The sequence below is a fragment of the Ruegeria sp. O4 genome (assembly GCF_056535125.1).
Genome location: NZ_JBQERO010000001.1, coordinates 129,650 through 148,300, shown reverse-complemented (window position 1 = coordinate 148,300; position 18,651 = coordinate 129,650). Strand labels below are relative to the sequence as shown.

The 18,651-nt window shown below is 55.1% G+C and carries 17 protein-coding genes and 1 tRNA gene; 7 read left to right on the top strand and 11 right to left on the bottom strand.

What is annotated here, in order from left to right:
* The first annotated feature begins 9 nt into the window (after positions 1-9).
* From ACR0J7_RS00695 to ACR0J7_RS00670, 6 genes are all read left to right on the top strand, one after another.
* On the top strand, positions 10-906 hold the full coding sequence (locus ACR0J7_RS00695) for a DMT family transporter (protein WP_480913003.1): 897 nt from the start codon (positions 10-12) through the stop codon (positions 904-906).
* 46 nt (positions 907-952) lie between these two features.
* The gene (locus ACR0J7_RS00690) at positions 953-1,825 is read left to right on the top strand and encodes an ATPase (protein ID WP_480472449.1); all 873 of its coding nucleotides are present in this window, start codon (positions 953-955) and stop codon (positions 1,823-1,825) included.
* 36 nt (positions 1,826-1,861) lie between these two features.
* Positions 1,862-2,779 (top strand): homoserine O-acetyltransferase MetA, encoded by a 918-nt coding sequence (gene metA, locus ACR0J7_RS00685; protein WP_480472447.1) that lies wholly within the window; start codon positions 1,862-1,864, stop codon positions 2,777-2,779.
* On the top strand, positions 2,769-3,722 hold the full coding sequence (locus tag ACR0J7_RS00680) for an alpha/beta fold hydrolase (RefSeq protein WP_480913001.1): 954 nt from the start codon (positions 2,769-2,771) through the stop codon (positions 3,720-3,722). Before metA ends, ACR0J7_RS00680 begins: the two co-directional genes overlap by 11 nt.
* Positions 3,723-3,771: 49 nt before the next feature.
* Positions 3,772-4,641 (top strand): polyphosphate kinase 2, encoded by an 870-nt coding sequence (gene ppk2 / locus ACR0J7_RS00675; protein WP_480565018.1) that lies wholly within the window; start codon positions 3,772-3,774, stop codon positions 4,639-4,641.
* 113 nt (positions 4,642-4,754) lie between these two features.
* The gene (locus ACR0J7_RS00670; RefSeq protein WP_209504101.1) at positions 4,755-5,369 is read left to right on the top strand and encodes a TetR/AcrR family transcriptional regulator; all 615 of its coding nucleotides are present in this window, start codon (positions 4,755-4,757) and stop codon (positions 5,367-5,369) included.
* 6 nt (positions 5,370-5,375) lie between these two features.
* On the opposite strand, the gene ACR0J7_RS00665 is transcribed toward ACR0J7_RS00670, so the two are convergent.
* From ACR0J7_RS00665 to pyrH, 11 genes are all read right to left on the bottom strand, one after another.
* Positions 5,376-6,434: an adenylate/guanylate cyclase domain-containing protein gene (locus ACR0J7_RS00665; RefSeq protein ID WP_209504102.1), complete on the bottom strand. Its 1,059-nt coding sequence runs from the start codon at positions 6,432-6,434 to the stop codon at positions 5,376-5,378.
* A complete protein-coding gene (locus ACR0J7_RS00660) occupies positions 6,431-6,811 on the bottom strand; it encodes a group I truncated hemoglobin (protein WP_245222458.1) in 381 nt (126 codons plus the stop codon). Before ACR0J7_RS00660 ends, ACR0J7_RS00665 begins: the two co-directional genes overlap by 4 nt.
* A 224-nt stretch (positions 6,812-7,035) precedes the next feature.
* Positions 7,036-7,125: transfer RNA gene (locus tag ACR0J7_RS00655), tRNA-Ser, on the bottom strand.
* A 143-nt stretch (positions 7,126-7,268) separates the two neighbouring features.
* Positions 7,269-9,695, bottom strand: a complete 2,427-nt coding sequence (locus ACR0J7_RS00650) for a DUF3772 domain-containing protein (RefSeq protein WP_480565020.1) — start codon at positions 9,693-9,695, stop codon at positions 7,269-7,271.
* Positions 9,695-10,729, bottom strand: coding sequence for a cysteine synthase A (locus ACR0J7_RS00645; protein ID WP_267367392.1), 1,035 nt, complete (start codon positions 10,727-10,729; stop codon positions 9,695-9,697). Before ACR0J7_RS00645 ends, ACR0J7_RS00650 begins: the two co-directional genes overlap by 1 nt.
* A gap of 68 nt (positions 10,730-10,797) precedes the next feature.
* Positions 10,798-11,904 carry an NUDIX domain-containing protein gene (locus ACR0J7_RS00640; protein WP_480556355.1) on the bottom strand — a complete coding sequence of 369 codons (1,107 nt, stop codon included), beginning with the start codon at positions 11,902-11,904 and terminating at the stop codon, positions 10,798-10,800.
* A gap of 36 nt (positions 11,905-11,940) precedes the next feature.
* A complete protein-coding gene (locus ACR0J7_RS00635; protein ID WP_480485825.1) occupies positions 11,941-12,381 on the bottom strand; it encodes a TrgA family protein in 441 nt (146 codons plus the stop codon).
* 11 nt (positions 12,382-12,392) lie between these two features.
* Positions 12,393-13,604, bottom strand: a complete 1,212-nt coding sequence (locus tag ACR0J7_RS00630; protein ID WP_480912998.1) for a class I SAM-dependent methyltransferase — start codon at positions 13,602-13,604, stop codon at positions 12,393-12,395.
* A 69-nt stretch (positions 13,605-13,673) separates the two neighbouring features.
* The gene (locus ACR0J7_RS00625; protein ID WP_480912996.1) at positions 13,674-15,098 is read right to left on the bottom strand and encodes a cryptochrome/photolyase family protein; all 1,425 of its coding nucleotides are present in this window, start codon (positions 15,096-15,098) and stop codon (positions 13,674-13,676) included.
* A 48-nt stretch (positions 15,099-15,146) separates the two neighbouring features.
* Positions 15,147-16,373, bottom strand: a complete 1,227-nt coding sequence (locus ACR0J7_RS00620) for an aminotransferase class V-fold PLP-dependent enzyme (protein WP_480481213.1) — start codon at positions 16,371-16,373, stop codon at positions 15,147-15,149.
* A gap of 262 nt (positions 16,374-16,635) precedes the next feature.
* Entirely contained in the window at positions 16,636-17,388 is a 753-nt protein-coding gene (gene pyrH / locus ACR0J7_RS00615; RefSeq protein ID WP_209504110.1) for a UMP kinase, read from the bottom strand.
* A gap of 97 nt (positions 17,389-17,485) precedes the next feature.
* Here pyrH and miaA point away from each other — a divergent pair, with 97 nt between their 5' ends.
* On the top strand, positions 17,486-18,379 hold the full coding sequence (gene miaA / locus ACR0J7_RS00610; RefSeq protein WP_480565026.1) for a tRNA (adenosine(37)-N6)-dimethylallyltransferase MiaA: 894 nt from the start codon (positions 17,486-17,488) through the stop codon (positions 18,377-18,379).
* Positions 18,380-18,651: the final 272 nt, after the last annotated feature.

Here is an 18,651-nt window from a genome sequence, read left to right as displayed (position 1 = left end):
AGTGCCCGTATGGATGCACAAAAACACCTCTCTCTTCGCGCCTGGGCCGAGCTTTTGTTGCTTGGACTGATCTGGGGCGCCTCCTTTGTTTCCATCCGGGTCGCTCTGGACACGCTTCCCGTGATGACGTCGGTTTTGCATCGCACATTCTGGGCCATGCTTGTCTTGTGGCTGGTGACTTGGATCAAGGGGATCAAGGTGCCGCGCTCGCCCGGTATCTGGGGCGCTTTTTTGGTCATGGGGCTATTGAACAACGTCATCCCCTTTTGCCTGATGGCTTGGGGGCAGCTGTACATTGACACGGGTCTGACGGCGATCCTGAACGCGGCGACTGCGATCTTCGGCGTTCTGATTGCAGCACTGTTTTTTCGCGACGAACGATTGACAAAGACCCGGCTACTGGGTGTCTGCTTGGGCTTTCTTGGTGTCTCAATCGCGATCGGAGTGCAGAATTTCTTGAATTTCAGCCTGCAAAGCACCGCTCAGATTGCAGTGTTGACCGGAACAGTTTCCTACGCATGTGCCGCGGCTTGGGCGAGGCAAACGTTATCGCACCTTTCCCCAGTGATTGCCGCCGCCGGTATGCTGACGGCTTCGACAGTGCTGGTATTACCAATAACACTAGCAGTTGATGGAATACCCAGCTTGGCGTTACCCGCGATAACCTGGGCGGCCATCGGGTATTATGCGATAGTCGCAACGGCCGGCGCATATCTGCTTTACTATCGGGTTTTGGCAATGGCCGGCAGTGGCAATCTGATGCTGGTGACGCTTGTCATACCCCCGGTCGCTATTGTTCTGGGCGCATTGCTGCGCGAAGAGTCCCTGTCCCCAAACGCCTTTCTGGGCTTTGCCGTTCTGGCGATTGGCCTTTTGGTTCTGAATCGTTCGTCCCGGCCCAATTGACGCCGTGCGCTGCCCGATTTAGCTAGGGCAAAAAGGACAGCGCAAAATGATCTACACCTCAGCCAATGACTGGCGCACCGCAAGCCGCAAGAAAGTGCTGTTCTTTGGCATGTCAGGATTAGGCAAGACCTACGTATCCAACATCCTCAGAGATTCCGGGAACTGGTTCCACTACTCGATCGATTACCGGATCGGAACGCGCTATATGGGCGAGTACATCACCGACAATGCCAAGGCCGAGGCCATGAAAGTTCCGTTCTTGCGTGAACTGCTGTTGTCGGATTCGATCTATATCGGTTCGAATATTTCATTCGCCAATCTGACACCTGTTGCTGCTTATCTGGGCAAGCCGGGAAACCCCGATCTGGGCGGCTTGGACATGCCGGAATACCGCCGCAGGCAGGAACAGTTTCGCTTGGCCGAAATTCATGCGCTGCTGGACACCGAATACTTCATCGACCGCGCCGAGCGTCTGTACAAATATCCTCACTTTATCTGCGATACGGGCGGATCCATCTGCGAGTGGGTGGATCCCAAAGACCCAAGGGATCAGGTTTTGTCCGAACTCGCGCGGCACACCCTCATGATCTGGCTGAAGGGTGACGAGGGTCATACGGCCGATCTTGTGCGCCGTTTCGACAAGGCCCCAAAACCCATGTCCTATCAGGCCGATTTCCTGACCCGTTCCTGGACAGAGTATCTGGATCAACACGGCTGTGCAGAGACCGAGGTCAACCCCGATGATTTTGTCCGCTGGACCTATGCACAAGCCCTGGCCCATCGTCAGCCCCGGTACGAGGCGATGGCAAAGAACTGGGGCGTGACGATTGATGCCAATGACATCGGCAAGATCCGCGATGCGGCCGATTTCGATGAGTTGATCGAACGTACCCTTGAGGCCAGACGCAATAACGCCTAACTACCAGTTTTCCCTAATCTCTTCGAAGTCAGACACATGCCCATCAAAATCCCCTCAGATCTGCCCGCTTTCGACGTCCTGAACAAAGAGGGCGTTATGGTCATGTCCGAGGATCAGGCAATGCGTCAGGATATTCGCCCCCTGCGCATCGGGTTGCTGAATCTGATGCCGAAGAAGATTCAGACGGAAAACCAGTTTGCGCGCCTGATCGGCGCAACCCCGTTGCAGATCGAACTGTCTTTGATCCGTATGACGGAACACCAGACAAAAACCACCGCCGCCGAGCATATGTCCGAGTTCTATCAGCCTTTTCAGGAGGTCAAGGACCATAAATTTGATGGCCTGATCATTACTGGCGCGCCAATCGAGCATCTGGAATTTGGTGACGTCACCTATTGGGATGAAATCAGCGAAATCTTTGACTGGACTCAGACAAACGTACATTCAACCTTTGGAGTTTGTTGGGGCGGGATGGCGATGATCAACCATTTTCATGGTGTCCGAAAACACATGCTGGATGCCAAGGCCTTTGGCTGTTTCCGTCACCGCAACCTGAACCCTGCATCACCTTTTTTGCGTGGGTTCTCAGACGATTGCGTTATCCCAGTCAGCCGCTGGACGGAAATGAAACAAGATGAGATCGACGCCGCGCAGGGTTTGACGACCCTGCTGGGCAGCGACGATGTAGGCCCTTGTCTGGTCGAGGATCCCAGCCACCGCGCGCTGTATATCTTCAACCATTTTGAATATGACAGCGACACGCTGAAACAGGAGTATGATCGCGACGTCGCCAATGACACGCCCATCAACGTGCCGATCAACTACTATCCGGATGATGACCCATCCAAGACACCTCAAAACCGTTGGCGCAGCCACGCGCATCTTCTTTACGGAAACTGGATAAACGAAATCTATCAGACTACGCCTTTTGATATGAGCAAAATTGGCCGCTAAGAACTTGATATCCTTTGGCCTCATCATTCTGGGCCTTGCCGTTGTGACTGCGTGGCGCAGCGCCCGGAACGAAGCACAGGCAGAAGTGGCTTTCCCACCCGAAGGTCAGATTCTTGATGTCGACGGGATCGCCGTTCATGCGGTTGTCATGGGGAAAGGGCCAGATGTGGTCCTTCTTCACGGCTCAAGCGGCAACACCCGCGACATGACCTTTGCGCTGGCACCCATTCTGGCGGAAAACTACCGCGTCATCGTTTTTGACCGGCCCGGCCTGGGGTTTTCAGAAAGTTTCAACCCAGACGGTGAAACGATCACGGAGCAAGCGGATATCCTGCAAAAAGCTGCTGCCCAACTTGGGGCGGAAAAGCCAATCGTTGCGGGCCAAAGCTATGGCGGTTCAGTGGCACTTGCATGGGCGGTCACAAGGCCCGAGGATCTCTCGGCGCTTGTTCTGATCGCACCTGCTGCCATTCCGTGGGAAACGCCGCTGGATGGGTTTAACCAATTGGCATCTACCACGGTCGGCAACGCGCTCGCCCTGCCCCTGATCTCTTCCTTCGTGCCCGATTGGTACGTGACACGGGCATTGGACACTGTATTTGCGCCCCAATCGGCCCCCGCTGGATATGCCCAGCATTTCGGACCCGGCCTGACCATCCGGCGCAGTTCCATGCATGCAAATGCCAAGCAACGGGCCAATCTATTGGATGAGATAACCCAATTGCAGCCAAAATACGGTGAGATTTCAGTGCCAACCGAAATCGTTCACGGCACCGCCGACGACACTGTCGGCCTCGAGTGGCATTCCCAACGACTGATCCAGCAAATCCCGCAGGCCGAACTGGTCGCGTTACCGGGGATCGGTCACATGCCGCAGGTTGTCGCAGCGCCCGAGGTTGCCGCCGCAATTGATCGTGCAGCGCGGCGTGCAGGTTTGCGTTAATCCAAGCTCTAATCCATAGTCGGATATGGGTTTTATCGCGAGGTGACATATGGCCCGGACCGAAAAAGGTTCTATCGAGAAGTATTTTCAGGAAAGCGCGCCCAAAGCTGTGCGGGACGAGATCAAGAATTCGAAGAAAGGCGAAATCCTGAACCCGACCTACCCGTATAGCGAGAAGATGAAGACCAAAGACTATGAAGAGCAGATGGAACTGCTCCAGATCGAGCTGGTCAAAATGCAATCTTGGGTCAAGGACACGGCGCAACGGATCGCCATCATCTTCGAAGGCCGCGATGCCGCCGGTAAGGGCGGAACGATCAAACGGTTTCGCGAAAACCTGAACCCACGCGGCGCGCGCAATGTGGCGCTCAGCAAACCCTCAGAGACTGAACGCAGTCAATGGTACTTTCAGCGCTACATCCCTCACCTGCCTGCCGCTGGCGAGATCGTGTTCTTTGACCGCAGCTGGTACAATCGCGGCGTGGTCGAGAACGTCTTTGGTTTCTGCACCCAGGAAGAGCGCGAGCGGTTCTTTCGTCAGGTTCTGCCGCTTGAAACGGGTCTGGTCAATGATGGCATCAAACTCTTCAAGTTCTGGCTCAATGTCGGGCGGGCTGAGCAGCTGAACCGCTTTCTGGCCCGTGAAACCGACCCATTAAAGCAATGGAAACTCAGCCCTATTGACGTGGCTGGGTTGGACAAGTGGGACGAATACACACAATCGATTTCAGAAACTCTGACCCGGTCACATTCAGACATATCTCCTTGGACAATTGTCCGGTCGGACGACAAGAAACGCGCCCGTCTTGCAGCAATTCAAACGGTTCTGCACACGCTGGACTATGATGAGAAGGACGCAAAAAGCATTGGCGACATTGATCCCCTGATCTGCGGTGGTCCGGATGTCTGGGACGCCTAGGTTGCGTTTTCACCCTGCCCGGCCAAGGATTTCAAGGGCAAGCGTTGGACGACCGTGTGTATTTGGTCTATCCCCTTGTCTTCCAATACCTAATCAAAGAACCTGAGGCCGGGATGTCGAAACGCGGTTATCATCACGGAAACCTAAAGCAAGCCCTGATCGAGGCAGCCTTGTCCCTGATCGAAGAAAAGGGGCCGACAGGTTTTACGTTATCTGAAGCCGCCAAAACCGCTGGCGTAACACCCGCCGCTGTCTATCGCCATTTTGAAGGGCGCGAAGACCTTATCGCCGAAGCTGCACGGCAAGGGTTCGAGATGTTCGCGGACCTGATGCAATACGCTTATGACAAGGGCCAACCCTCTGCCCTTGCCGCCTTCGAGGCAACCGGGCGGGCCTATCTGGCTTTTGCGCGGAAGAACCCCGGCCATTACATCGCCATGTTCGAAAGTGGAATTTCGTTGAATCGCACCCCCGAACTATCAATGGCCGCCAATCGGGCCAAATCGGTTCTTGAAAAAGCCGCCGACGACCTGTCACAACATATTCCACCTGAAAAGCGCCCGCCCGCGTCGATGTTCAGCGCACATATCTGGGCGATGAGCCATGGCGTGGTTGAATTATACGCGCGCAATACCGGAGCGACGTCACCCTTCCCCCCGGAAGACCTGCTGGAAAGCGGCATTGGAATCTACCTGCGAGGGCTGGGCCTGATCCCGCAGGACGACTGACACCTGTCAAAAAGTTCGGCTGCTTTGCGGTAAGCTCAGCCCGGACGTTACGTTGATCAGATTCATCTCGCCCATTCCCTTTATATCAACACGTCCCAGGTCCGAGACCTGAAATTCGTCAATCAGGGCGTATTTCATCTCTTCCGGCGCAACGATTTTCATAGGATTGGCGAAAATTTGCAGTCGGGACGCGATATTTACCGCCGGACCGAAAACGTCGTAGACGTATTTCTGAATACCCACGACAGACCCGACCGCGGCCCCCATGCCCAAACCGATCCGGGCCTGCCATTTGTGCGGGTGGCTTTCGTTCCGGCGTTCGAGATAACGCAGGAAACGTACCGCGCAATGGGCCACTGCCGTCGCGTGATCGGGTGTCGGGTCAGGCATGCCTGAGACCGCAAGATATGCGTCACCAATTGTTTTGATCCTTTCACACCCGAATTGCTCAACGATCCTGTCAAACGCTGTGAAAATGTCGTTCAACTCGCTCAGGGTCACTGTCGGGTCGGTCTTGGCCGCGAAATCGGTGAAACCCACAAAGTCCAGCATGACTACAGACACCTGCTTGTAGAGCTGCGGAGTGACAACACCGAAGGTTTTGAACTCTTCATAAACGGCCCGTGGCATCAGGTTCAAAAGCAGCCGTTCAACCCGCTCTTTCTCGCGCTCCAGCTCTCGCGTGTTGCGTTCGACCATGGTGGAATAGCTGTCGATCATGCTTTCCAGCTCGCGAATGCGCGTGATGTTCTGGCATTCGACAATCAGAACCTGCTCGGACAGCCCTTTGGCCAACGAAACTGCGACTGCAAAGATCAAGGTCCGCCGCTTCGGCTTGATTTGCAATTCAACCGAATATCTCAAGCCCGATTGCTTGACGTCTTCCAATTCTTTGGGATCAAGGGCGGGAAGAATGTCCGTAAGAGTACTGCCGTTCTCGGGGGTTCCAAACCACTCCGAAAACGGCCCGTTATGAAAAACGAACTGAAGATCCGAGGCGCGCACCACGGCAATGCCGACACCGATGGCGCGTAACAGCTGTTCGTTTATTGCATGAATGCTCATGCCGCGTTTCGGGCGACGATAATTGAACGCTTCCCTTCAATTGCAGCCAGCGCGGTTTTGATATCCTGATCGGACATACCATGCACGCTCAGCGCTTCGCCAAACAGCTCAGCCATCACATCAAATTCGTCGTGTGAAATACTCAGATGCCTGTGTACGGCTTCGATCCTGTCATCACTGAATGACGCCGGTCCGCCAATCAGGGACGATACAAACTTCGTCTGATGATCAATCAACCGCGGCATATCAATATCTTCAAAATAATGGCCGATGTCATCCGAATCCAACGCCATTTCATAGAAGGTCATCACGACACGGCTAATCGTTTTGAAGCCACCGTATTTATCATAAAGCGTTTGCGCCACACGAAAACCCAAGAGTTACCGAACAAAAACACTGTAATTCTATATCAAATGGACATTTTTGTTAATGTTTATGGTATTTTTTTCGTTTTCCGGCTTAACGCGCGTTCATTTTAGGAAAAGCAAAAGTGTCCTGGATTTAAAATCCTGCGCTTTCGAAGACCCGGCGTGGTACACGAAACCACATTGTACACAGCCGAGACGCTGGGGCGGGTTTGGGTTTCTGACTAAGGGGGTAATGGCGGAGAGACAGGGATTCGAACCCTGGAGACGGTTCCCCGCCTACACACTTTCCAGGCGTGCGCCTTCGACCACTCGGCCACCTCTCCGTGCCGGCGATGTTTGGACCAATGTCATGAGATTTGCAAGTCCCCAATTCGGTGAAATCATCGGAAAGGATCAATTAAATCCGGCAGTCTACCCAGAGCGTCAAGCGACCAGAAACGCGACCTTTCAGCTGTCGGGCTGGTCGTCAGATTTCATCGCCCGCGTCAGGGTCCAGATCAGATTCTGTCAGCTCAACTGGCTTTCCTGCCGTTGAATCGGTTGTGTTCTGTTTGGGCGCAAGGCCTGCCTCTTTAACCTTGTTCGAGGTCTGCAAAGCTTCGGGATTGCGCAACCAGATATCACGCTGTGCAAACGGCACCTCGATACCCGCTTCCAGAAAGCGTCGATTGATCTCGTGGTTCATGTCGGATTTGACGGATAAAACCCAGTTCACATCCCGTAGGATCGCTCTGATCTCGAAATCCAACGCATCCGCTCCAAATCCCTGAAACACCACACTGGGCGCCGGGTTGGCCAGAACCATCGGGTGGTTGTTTGCGACCTCGCCCAGAATGGTCTCGACCAGCCGTGTATCTGTTCCGTAGGCGACACCGACCGGTACAATCACCCTACCGATGGTATTGCCACGTGTGTAGTTGGTGACGACGCCGCTGATCAGGTCCGAGTTTGGAATGATCACATCCGTTCTGTCGAACGTCTCGATCCGGGTCGATCGGACGGAGATGTCACGCACGTAGCCCATCATCCCGTTCACATCGATCCAGTCACCCTTGGAGATCGGCCGTTCGACCAGAAGGATGATACCGGACACGAAATTAGACACAATCGTTTGCAGGCCAAAGCCAATACCGACAGACAGTGCACCTGCGACAATTGCCAGAGACGACAGATCAAACCCCGCGACCATGATCGCGGCCAACGCAGCCAGAAATATCCCGATATACCCCGAGCCAGCGACAATTGCGTTCTGCCCGCCCGGATCGATACTGGTTTTGGGTAACAGCGAGTTGCGCAGCCCGCTTTGCAACAACCGCGTCAGCGTATAACCGATTGCGAAAACGGCGATAAATGTCAGGAAATTGCTGGGTGAGATCGTGACACCACCGATGTCAAAGCCAAGCAACAGACGTGACCATACTTCAAGCAGGTCCGTTTCGCGCGCGCCCCAGTATATCGCCAGAACAGGCAGCGCGACGATGGCCAGTGCAAAGCCCACCAAGACTGAAAAAAGAGAGTCGCGCGCAGCGTCGCCCTGCCCTGTGATCCATCCGTATATCTGACTGACAAACCGTTGAAAAATTGCCAGTGCGGCAATCAGAACCAGTGTTTTTACCGCCGGAAACACAATCGCTTCGGCCGCATTAGTATAGCCAACCAGTGCCAGTACGGGTGTTGCGATCCCCAGCAGGAACATGGCCTTGCGCAGGAATTCTACCAACTGGCTGAATCCAGCGGCCCGGGTAGACGCCGTCTGGTCCAGCAGGCGGTCGTTCGTTCGGATTTGCCGCACGCGGAGCAAAAGCAATGCCGTTCCGACAATCACTGGAAAGCTGATAACCGCACGGGTCGCATCCGAGACATTTTCGATCTGCTGAAACAGGAGCGCCAATTCGTGCAGGATCAGCATCAAAGCCAACAGATCGATGTAGATGCGCAATTCGGTGATCCGCGCGGCAGACAGGCGCTTGAAGCCCTGTGAGGCGCCAATCAGGTAAATCTGTCGGCCGATCCAGTCGTAGAACAAGGCGATTGCCGCCCAATACGAGATATTCTCCAGCAACAAGCTGCCGCGCAGGCCGGGAACACCCGACAAGCTGATCGCAGCGATGGCGGCAACGACACCAATCCAGGGCAACAGTATTCGCAACAGCGAAATGATGAAGGACCAGGCCCCGGTCCCCGCTCCGCCCAGCGTCCTGAGATAATCGCCGCCCCGCTCGGACCAACGCTTGCCGAAGACCAGTAAAACCGCCGCCAGGCTCACGAGAAACAGAATAGCCAAACCGCGATCACGGATATTCTCTTTGACGACGTCCGAACGCAGGTTGGCAAGTGTTTCGTTCGCCAGGCTCAGAAACGCTTCTTTTACATCCTGCCATGCGGGTCCCCAATATACGGGGTTGATTGGCGACGGGCCGCGCTGGAAGAACTCCTTTGTCTGCCGTGTCCGGATAATCTGGTCGATTTCACTGATCAATCCGTTTGCGCGGCTATACGCTTCTTCGGAAATGATGCGGGGCACGCGCAAACTGTTGAGCTGATCATTAAGATGAGTTCGCAGTTTGGCGATGTCTTCAGGTTCGGTCGCGTCCCCTTCGGGTTTCGGACCAAGCGCCTTGATCTGGCTTTCCAGCGTTGCGATACGATCCGTGTTGGCGCTGCGCGCCTTGTTAAAGTCCTCTCGGTAACCGTTTATTTCAGAACGCAAATTCTCGAACGCAGCGTTTGACGCACGGTTCGCTTCGATCACCGACTCGGCACGGTCCGCAGTTTTTATCCAGCCCCGGTAATACTCACTTTGCCTGTCGGTCAGCTGCGCAACAGCGCCGCCTGCGACCCCGACAAGACACAGGAAAACCAGTGTCAGAAACAGGCGAACCTGCTTGGGCATCACACGTCCTCAAAAACGCCAGGAATGCTGCGCGGTGCTTCGGTCATCCAATTCGGTACCGGCAGGTCTTTTTCGCGCAGGAAATCCGGGTTGAACAGCTTGGACTGATACCGTGTGCCATAGTCGCAAAGGACAGTCACAATCGTGTGGCCCGGCCCCATTTCCTTGGCCAGACGCACGGCGCCCGCCATGTTGATCGCGGTCGACCCGCCCATGACCAACCCCTCCTCACGGAGCAGGTCAAAGATATACGGCAACGCCTCGGTGTCAGTGATCTGATAGGAATGATCCGGCGTGAACCCTTCCAGGTTCTTTGTTATCCGCACCTGTCCGATACCTTCGGCAATCGATCCGCCCTCCATCGCGATTTCACCGGTGGTGTAGTAGGAGTAGAGACCCGCACCCATAGGATCGGCCAGACCGATTTTCACACCCTTGGGCTGCAACGCTTCGGCAACCCCGGCCAACGTACCGCCCGACCCGACAGCACAGATAAACCCGTCGACCTTACCGTCTGTTTGTTCCCAGATTTCGGGTCCAGTGGTTTCAACATGGGCCTGACGGTTCGCCACGTTGTCAAACTGGTTGGCCCAGATTGCCCCATTGGGTTCCGTCTGCGCCAATTCCTCGGCCAAACGCCGGGAATAATGCACGAAATTGTTGGGATTGCGATAAGGTGCAGCCGGAACTTGAACCAGTTGTGCACCGGCCAGCCGCAGCATGTCTTTCTTTTCTTCCGACTGGGTTTCCGGGATCACAATCACGGTCTTGAACCCCATTGACGCCCCCACCAGCGCCAGACCAATACCGGTATTGCCGGCGGTGCCTTCCACAATGGTGCCACCGGGCTTCAAATCGCCCCGCGCAATGGCATCACGGATAATATAGAGTGCAGCACGGTCCTTGACGGATTGACCGGGGTTCATGAATTCGGCTTTGCCGAGAATTTCGCAACCAGTTTCTTCACTGATGCGGCGCAGCCGGATCAGCGGTGTTTTTCCTACTGCGTCAGCAAGATCTCGTGCAATGCGCATGATGGCCCCTTGTCGTTTTGTACCATCGAAGATTTACAGCCGCACCGCCGCGACCACAAGCGGGATAGTCACCCGCGCAATCTGTCCCGGTGGCGGGCCAGCCAATAAGCCAGAGACACCAATTGTAGATCCTTGAAAACATGGCGATCCGTCATGTCTATGAATTCGTCGAACGGCAGGATTTGACTGCGGATGTCTTCACCTTCTGTGTCCAGGCCACCGGTGATTGTGGTGTGCGTCAACTCACCCAGACCAACATAAAGATACATGAACCCGGTGGAAGATCCGCTCGAGGTGTAGGCACCGCCAGCATATTCCAGCCTGTCAAAACGAATACCCGCCTCCTCCATCGCCTCTCGATGCGCGGCCTGTTCGGGTGTCTCACCCGGATCAATCATCCCGGCCACCGCTTCCCAAAGCCAGGGTTCCGGATCGTTGTTCAGGAAAACCGGTGGTCTGAACTGTTCCACGATCAAAACGGTATCGCGGACCGGATCATAGGGCAGAACGCCGACCGCACTACCCTGCAACAAGCTTCCACGGCGCAGTACCGGCCCCATGCTGCCGTCATGCCGCCGATGTTGCAGATCGATTTCCTCCATCCCGAAATAATCAAGATACACCCGGTCATGGCGATGCACGATCACGTCTTTTGCAATGTCCCGCGGATCACCGGTTCTCCGCTGCCCGGCCATAATCTTTGACCAGGCACGCGTTTGAGTGGCGCGAATACTGCGGGCCAAGATCCGGGGATCAACCTTCCCGAAATAGGCCATCTCTTCCTCAGCGGCGAGCGTTGTAAGTTCGCCCAATCTGTCCGCCCAGTCCTGAAGCGACCACAAATCACCCGGTCTCCAGGCATCGGGGGCAGGAAAAAAGACCTGCGCTTCGGCCTCGGTCCCGTCTTCCAATTCGACCTTCAACGGCTTCAGATCATAGTCGAATGACCCTTCGTAATAATCAAGCCTGGCCAGATCCACAGACGACAATTCCTGCACCAGTACACCTTCGGCACTGGCACCTTCCATTTCCAGGATCATTGGGAAATCCTGCCCCTGAACAGAATGGACAGCATGGCCTCGAAGTTGGGCGGGCCGCGCTTTGGTTTTGCTCAGAGGATGACCAAGAACGCGTTCCAACAACGGCAAGTGTCGCAGCGTTCCATAAAAAAACAAATCAGACAAAGTCGATCTCTCTTGTCGGGAAACGGATCAGCGCCATGATCGGGCGGCCTGTTCTGTGGCCAGTCCCGATACAACAGCCCCAATTAGGAATGCAATCAGGATTTCCGGGTAAATCAACAGCTTACCGTACTCAATCCCGATCTTGAAAATGGCCAGAATGGCCTCAAATGGGCCACCGTAACGATTGCGCATGGCAAGCCGGAACATTTCGTAACAGCCCTGCACGAACAACGCCCAGAAAATCAGCGAGGCGACACCAGTCAGACCGTTATTGATCCCAGCAGTCCAGCCGCGCCCTGCACGCTTGCCCATGATTCCCCACCCGCATACCGCGCCAAGGCCCATGTTAACCAGGGTAAAGTACCCGTAATCCTTACCTTCTTCACCGTTTTCGATAATCATGCCAGAGACAATGAATGCCAGCACGATGAGACAAACGGCGGCTACAAGACGCGAGGCAGTGGGCATGTTACGGTCCGTCAGTTAACTTGCTTTGATACGGTGATCTGTGTCACATCGCAATTGCGCGTGTCAAAGGCTGCGCCACAGGCAGTCAAATAATAATTCCACATGCGGCGAAAACGCTCATCAAAGCCGAGGTCTGCGATCTGTTCCCATTTTGCATTGAACGTCTCATACCACCGCCGCAGCGTCAGGTCGTAACTTTTGCCGAATTCTTTCGACTTCACCACATTCAAACCCGCCTGATTGATCTGCTGCCGTAGGATCGTGGGCGACGGAAGCATTCCACCCGGAAATATGTATTTCTGAATGAAATCAACACCGTTCTTGTAATAATCCCAGCGGTGGTCACCTACGGTTATGATTTGCAAGGTCGCTTGCGCCCCTGGCTTCAGCCTCTCACGAACGGTTTCAAAATAAACCGGCCAGTATTTTTGACCCACCGCCTCGAACATCTCGATTGAGGCTATGCCATCATATTGTCCACGCTCGTCGCGATAGTCCTGCAACTTGAATGTCACTTGATCTGAAAGCCCTGCTTTTTCAATACGTTCATTAGCAAACTTGAACTGTTCCTCACTAATCGTAAGGCCGGTTACATGCAAACCCCGCTCTTTCGCGGCATATTCGGCAAAACCGCCCCAACCGCATCCGATTTCCAGAATGTGGTCACCGGGTTTGGCCCCCATTTCATCGACAAGGCTGGCATATTTGGCAGTTTGCGCCTTCTCAAGACTTTCTTGCCCGGTCTCAAAAATGGCGCTGGAATAAGTCATCGTGTCATCCAGCCACAAACCGTAGAAGTCGTTACCCAGATCATAGTGGTACGAGATATTCTTTTTCGCCTGCGTCCGGCTATTGCGATGAAGCCAGAACCGCAGCCGTTCATAGGCCTGGACAAGGAACTTTCCAGTAAACCCGTCATAGACGGTTTCGGACCCCAGATGGACAAGATCCATGAATGAGCGCAGATCAGGCGTGCTCCAATGTCCTTCAAGGTAGGCATCAGAAAACCCCAGCTCGCCTTCGCGGATCAGACGGGCAAAAACATCTCCGTCGTGGATATCGATCTGAGCAACAGGCCCTGCCTTGGGTCCCTCTGCGCGAAAGATGCGACCATCTGGCAATGTTATGTCTAGTCGCCCCGACTCCATTCTGGTCAGCATCTTGAAGACCTGGGCGAAATACCTGGGCAGATCCGACTGCCCCTCTGTCGTCGTCAGCACCATCCGCTCTCCCCTCTGCGGCACAGGTCTCAGGCTAGGCCGCGATTCTGTTTCTGGCAAGTTTTCAGTTCCTTAGTGAGATTTTCGGCTTTCATACGCACGTAAGGCGCGGTTTCGTCCATCCGTCAGTTTCACGACAGGTTCGGGATAATCCGCCTGCGGACACAGGTTCCATGACTGGGGAACCGCAGCGAAATAGGAAAGTGCAACGTCACTGGGTTTCGTCTGGCCTTCGGCGATCCAGCGCCGCAGGTAAGACCCCTGCGGATCAAACTTTTCGGCCTGCGTTTCAGGATTGAATATACGAAAGAAGGGCGACGCGTCGGGGCCTGAACCCGCAACCCACTGCCAGCCCATGGCGTTACAGGCTGGGTCCCAGTCAATCAGGCAATCCTCGAACCAACTCATCCCGATTTTCCAGTGTGTCATCAGATGTTTGGTCAGGTAACTGGCAACAATCATCCGGGCCCGGTTATGCATACGGCCTGTCACATACATCTGCCGCAGGCCAGCATCGACGACAGGAATTCCGGTTCGGGCCTGCCTCCAGGCGGCAACTTCAGGGTGGTGCGGATCGATATTCCACGGGAAATCATCCCATTCCGCTTTCCAGTTATCAGTCAGCAGATGCGGTGAGTGATACATCAGGTGATAGGCAAACTCACGCCAGACCAACTGCCGCAGAAATGCCTCGGCGCCGGGGGTTCCCGTCATCGCAGCCTGTTGAACCCTGTGCCAGACAGTACGTGGCCCGATCTCGCCCAATGAAAGGTATTCTGACAGGTTTGATGTTCCGTCCAGATCCAACCGGTCACGGTCATTGGAATAACGGGGGACCTGGTCGAGAAAGTGCTCAAGTCGATCGCGGGCGGCCTTCTCTCCGGGTTGGACATAGGGGCGCACGATTGCAGCGCCTCGGTACATGTCCGCACCCATATGCCAGGTACTCAGTTTATCACTGGAAGGCCAGGTTGCAGGCCCCGCCAAGCGTGACACCAACGCATCCGGCGCTGGCACGTCCCGCCGCTGAACCGCGCGCCACATAGGAGTGTAGACACGAAACGGCTGGCCCTGCTTTGTTGCGACCGTCCAGGGCTCAAAAAGCAAATGACCAGGAAAGGACTTTGCGCTTACACCCAGTTCGGTCAGCGCCGTTTTGATCTGTGTATCGCGTCTGATCGACGCTGGATCATAGGCCCGCGACCAATAGACAGCCTTTGCGCCCGTCTCTTTGACAAGTGTCCGCAATTGCTCAAGCGCATCGCCACGCCGCAGGATCAGACGGCTACCAAGCCTCGTCAGAGCGTCGCAAAAGACCTCCAGACCCAACCCCAACCGCCATTTTGGGGCCGCGCCAAGGTGTTGCACAAGAAGGTCATGAACAAAGACTGGTATGATCGGACGGCCGCTTGCAACAGCAGGAGTCAATGCCGGATGGTCCGACAGGCGCAGATCCCGTCGGTACCATAAGATGATCGGAGACCGCTCGTTTTCCATATCCACCCTGAGGTTTTCTTCGTTCTACGAAGCCCCAAGCTGAGTGGATCACAAAACGTGTTCAAGCGCCTCCAAAAGCTGATCAATCTCCTGCTGCGAGGTATAATGTGTAAAGCTGACCCGCAAAACGCCCTGTGCCAGATCCACGCCCATCGCTTGCAATGGGCGCACAGCATAAAAGTCGCCTCCCCCCGCCATAACACCGTATTGCGCCAGTTCTGCTGCAACTGACTCAGCGGGACGGTTCAGCGACAGCGCTACCGTCGGCGCACGCCGGGTGGCATCTGAAGTGCCGATCAGACGTACCGCGTTGCGGTCCTTTACCGCATCCAGAACCGGTTGAAGTAAGGACACCTCATGCGCGCGCATCAGGTCATGGGCAAAGGCACCCTGCTCTGCTGCACCGGCGTCAGGCCCACCGTGATGCGTGCACAGGAGCTCGACGTAATCGGCCATACCTGCACTTGCCGCAATCTGAGCATGATCCGGGCCTGCCGGGGTAAAGCGCTTGTAAAGAACGTCGGCGTTGAAGTAGTGCGCTTGGTTGGGCAGCAACTCTCCCAGTGTTCGGCGAATGACCATGCAGCCTTGATGCGGGCCAAAAGTTTTATAGGCTGAAAACAGATAGATATCCGGCCCCAAATCGCCAACATTCGGAAACCCATGCGGGGCGTAAGATACGCCGTCCACGCAGACAAATGCACCAGCCGCGTGGGCAATCGCAGTGATCTCGGTGACCGGGTTAATCTCTCCAACGACATTGGAACAATGCGGGAAACAGACCAGACGCACTTTTTCGTCCAGCATATTTTCCAGATCCTGCGGGTTCAGTGATCCGGTTTCAGGATCGATCTGCCACTCCCGCACTTCAATCCCTGCCTCGGCCAGACGACGCCATGGGCCCGAATTTGCCTCGTGATCCTGATTGGTCACGACAATCGCCTCGCCAGGTTTCATCCATTGCCTGAACGCCTGTGCCAAAACATAGGTATTCTGTGTCGTCGAAGGGCCAAAGCTCAGCTCATCGGTTTCAACACCCAGGATGGCGGCCATGCGCACGCGTGCCTCATCCATCTCGGCACCTGCAAGACGGCTGGCCTCATAAGGGGCGTAGGGCTGAACCTTTCGCTGCGTATAGAACCGCGTCAACCGGTCGATCACCGGCTTGCAGGTATATGACCCGCCCGCATTCTCAAAAAACGCCTGTCCTTTCAGGCTGGGTTCGGAAAAAGCCGGAAACTGTGCCCGAACGAAATTGATATCCAGAGAGCTCATGCCTCATTGCTCCTTAGTTGTGCTGTCATATCAACAAGATGCCCGCTCATGTTTCCGGACATCTCAGAAATCATGGCAGGTCTTCCAGCCCAGCCTGTGCTTGCGCCATGAGCTGACGAAACACCGGGCAGCCCTTCACTTCGGAAGGACAACGCTACTTAGACAGCACCATCCGCGACCGTCAAGCTGAAGCAAAAGAAAAAGCCCGGCGGGGTTGCCGGGGCTGAATTTCTAACACTCTGGGGCAGGTCTCGTTCGGGCCTCAACCCTGAACTTTGGTATATGTCCCCTCGCCTGCAAGAATACCACGGAAACCTCCGGGCTCATCCAGACCAAAGACGATCAGAGGCAGGTTGTTGTCACGCGCCAGCGCGATGGCTGACGCATCCATGACCCGCAACCGCTTGGCTAGAACGTCGTCATAGGTGACCGTGTCATAACGCACCGCGTCGGCATGTTGTTTGGGATCCTTGTCGTAGACGCCGTCGACACCGTTCTTGCCCATGAAAATCGCCTCACACGCCATTTCATTGGCGCGCAAGGTCGCCGCGGTGTCGGTGGTGAAATACGGGTTGCCGGTGCCGGCCGCAAAGATGCAAACCCTTTTCTTTTCAAGGTGTCGTACGGCGCGGCGGCGGATATACGGCTCGCACACTTCATCCATGCGAATGGCCGAAATGACCCTGGTGAACACCCCAATCTCTTCCAGGGCAGATTGCATACCCAGTGCGTTCATCACCGTGGCCAACATCCCCATATAGTCTGCTGTCGTCCGCTCCATACCCTGAGCAGATCCACTCAGGCCCCGGAAAATGTTTCCGCCACCGATAACCATGCAGATCTCAACGCCCAGATCGTGAACCGATTTCACCTCTTGCGCGATGCGTTGAACTGTCGGCGGGTGCAGGCCAAAGCCCTGATCCCCCATCAATGCCTCTCCTGAAATTTTCAACATGACACGTTTGTATGTGGTTTTCGGGGTTTCGGCAGTTTCAGAAGACGGGGAAAGGCTCATGTTGCGCTCCGGGCTGGCACGGGGTTAATTTCCGGCGCAAAATGAAGCAAAAGCTCCGCAGGTTCAATGCGGTTGGTGAGGATTGAGGCAACCGCATATGACCCGGCGATCAACAGACGCGATATTTCGGCAATTGCCCCCTATTCCCGATGACAAACCTGTCCTGATTGCAGGGCCGACTGCATCCGGGAAATCAGCGCTGGCGCTGGAGATCGCCGAACGGCATGGCGGGGTCATCGTCAATGCCGATGCAAGTCAGGTTTATGATTGTTGGCGCGTGATTTCGGCCCGACCATCTGCCGAAGAAGAAGCACGCGTACCGCATCTGCTCTATGGTCACATCGCCTATGATCAGGAGTATTCGGCCGGTCACTGGCTGCGAGAAGTGGTGCCACTGCTGACCGGGGGCCAGCGGCCAATCATTGTCGGCGGGACAGGATTGTATTTCTCGGCCCTGACCCAAGGCATGGCCGAGATCCCCGCAACTCCGGTGCAGGTGCGGGCCGAAGCAGACTTGCTGACCGTTGCCGAGCTTGTCGCCGGGGTTGACGAACAGACTTTGGCTGGCCTGGATACACAGAACCGCGCGCGCGTGCAGCGCGCTTGGGAAGTGCAGCGTGCCACGGGGCGCAGCCTGTTATCTTGGCAGGCCGATACGCCACCGCCAATTTTACGGCTCAATGATGCGGTTCCTATCGTTTTTGACGTCGACAAAGCGTGGCTTCTGGATCGGATCGAGCGCCGTTTTAATCAGATGCTTGAATTGGGAGCAATCGACGAAGTACGCGCCATGCGGGATCGTTTCGACCCCGCTCTTCCCGCCTGCAAAGCCATTGGTGTGCCAGAGCTTATGGCCTATCTGGATGGAACACTGACTTTGGATCAGGCCCGTGAACGGGCCACAATCTCGACCCGGCAATTTGCCAAACGTCAACGCACGTGGTTTCGGGCAAGAATGAAAACATGGAATCACGTTGATTTCTCAAAGTGATATCTGGAGTTGTTCATTCCACAGGATATGACACCGAAAGCAAACAGATCAACGGAAACTAACTGGTTTTTCGTCTGTTATCAGTGATTTGACGCAGAATCTCCGCAAGGGTTTCTTCTTGCGGGGCGCCACATGACAAAATCCGTACTGAAATATCAACACTGCGGGAACGTCGCTTTTGTGCATTTTATGTCGATTCCGAACGTTGACGTTGAGTGATTTCTGGTGCCGAATGGCGGCATGGGGATGCACAGAGTCCAAAAACCGGAATC

Bases quoted from the DNA above. Each gene is read 5' to 3' on its own strand.
- ACR0J7_RS00695 (WP_480913003.1), top strand. From the start codon at position 10: ATGGATGCACAAAAACACCTCTCTCTTCGCGCCTGGGCCGAGCTTTTG.
- ACR0J7_RS00690 (WP_480472449.1), top strand. From the start codon at position 953: ATGATCTACACCTCAGCCAATGACTGGCGCACCGCAAGCCGCAAGAAA.
- metA (WP_480472447.1), top strand. From the start codon at position 1,862: ATGCCCATCAAAATCCCCTCAGATCTGCCCGCTTTCGACGTCCTGAAC.
- ppk2 (WP_480565018.1), top strand. From the start codon at position 3,772: ATGGCCCGGACCGAAAAAGGTTCTATCGAGAAGTATTTTCAGGAAAGC.
- ACR0J7_RS00670 (WP_209504101.1), top strand. From the start codon at position 4,755: ATGTCGAAACGCGGTTATCATCACGGAAACCTAAAGCAAGCCCTGATC.
- ACR0J7_RS00665 (WP_209504102.1), bottom strand. From the start codon at position 6,434: ATGAGCATTCATGCAATAAACGAACAGCTGTTACGCGCCATCGGTGTC.
- ACR0J7_RS00650 (WP_480565020.1), bottom strand. From the start codon at position 9,695: ATGCCCAAGCAGGTTCGCCTGTTTCTGACACTGGTTTTCCTGTGTCTT.
- ACR0J7_RS00645 (WP_267367392.1), bottom strand. From the start codon at position 10,729: ATGCGCATTGCACGAGATCTTGCTGACGCAGTAGGAAAAACACCGCTG.
- ACR0J7_RS00635 (WP_480485825.1), bottom strand. From the start codon at position 12,381: ATGCCCACTGCCTCGCGTCTTGTAGCCGCCGTTTGTCTCATCGTGCTG.
- ACR0J7_RS00630 (WP_480912998.1), bottom strand. From the start codon at position 13,604: ATGGTGCTGACGACGACAGAGGGGCAGTCGGATCTGCCCAGGTATTTC.
- ACR0J7_RS00625 (WP_480912996.1), bottom strand. From the start codon at position 15,098: ATGGAAAACGAGCGGTCTCCGATCATCTTATGGTACCGACGGGATCTG.
- ACR0J7_RS00620 (WP_480481213.1), bottom strand. From the start codon at position 16,373: ATGAGCTCTCTGGATATCAATTTCGTTCGGGCACAGTTTCCGGCTTTT.
- pyrH (WP_209504110.1), bottom strand. From the start codon at position 17,388: ATGAGCCTTTCCCCGTCTTCTGAAACTGCCGAAACCCCGAAAACCACA.
- miaA (WP_480565026.1), top strand. From the start codon at position 17,486: ATGACCCGGCGATCAACAGACGCGATATTTCGGCAATTGCCCCCTATT.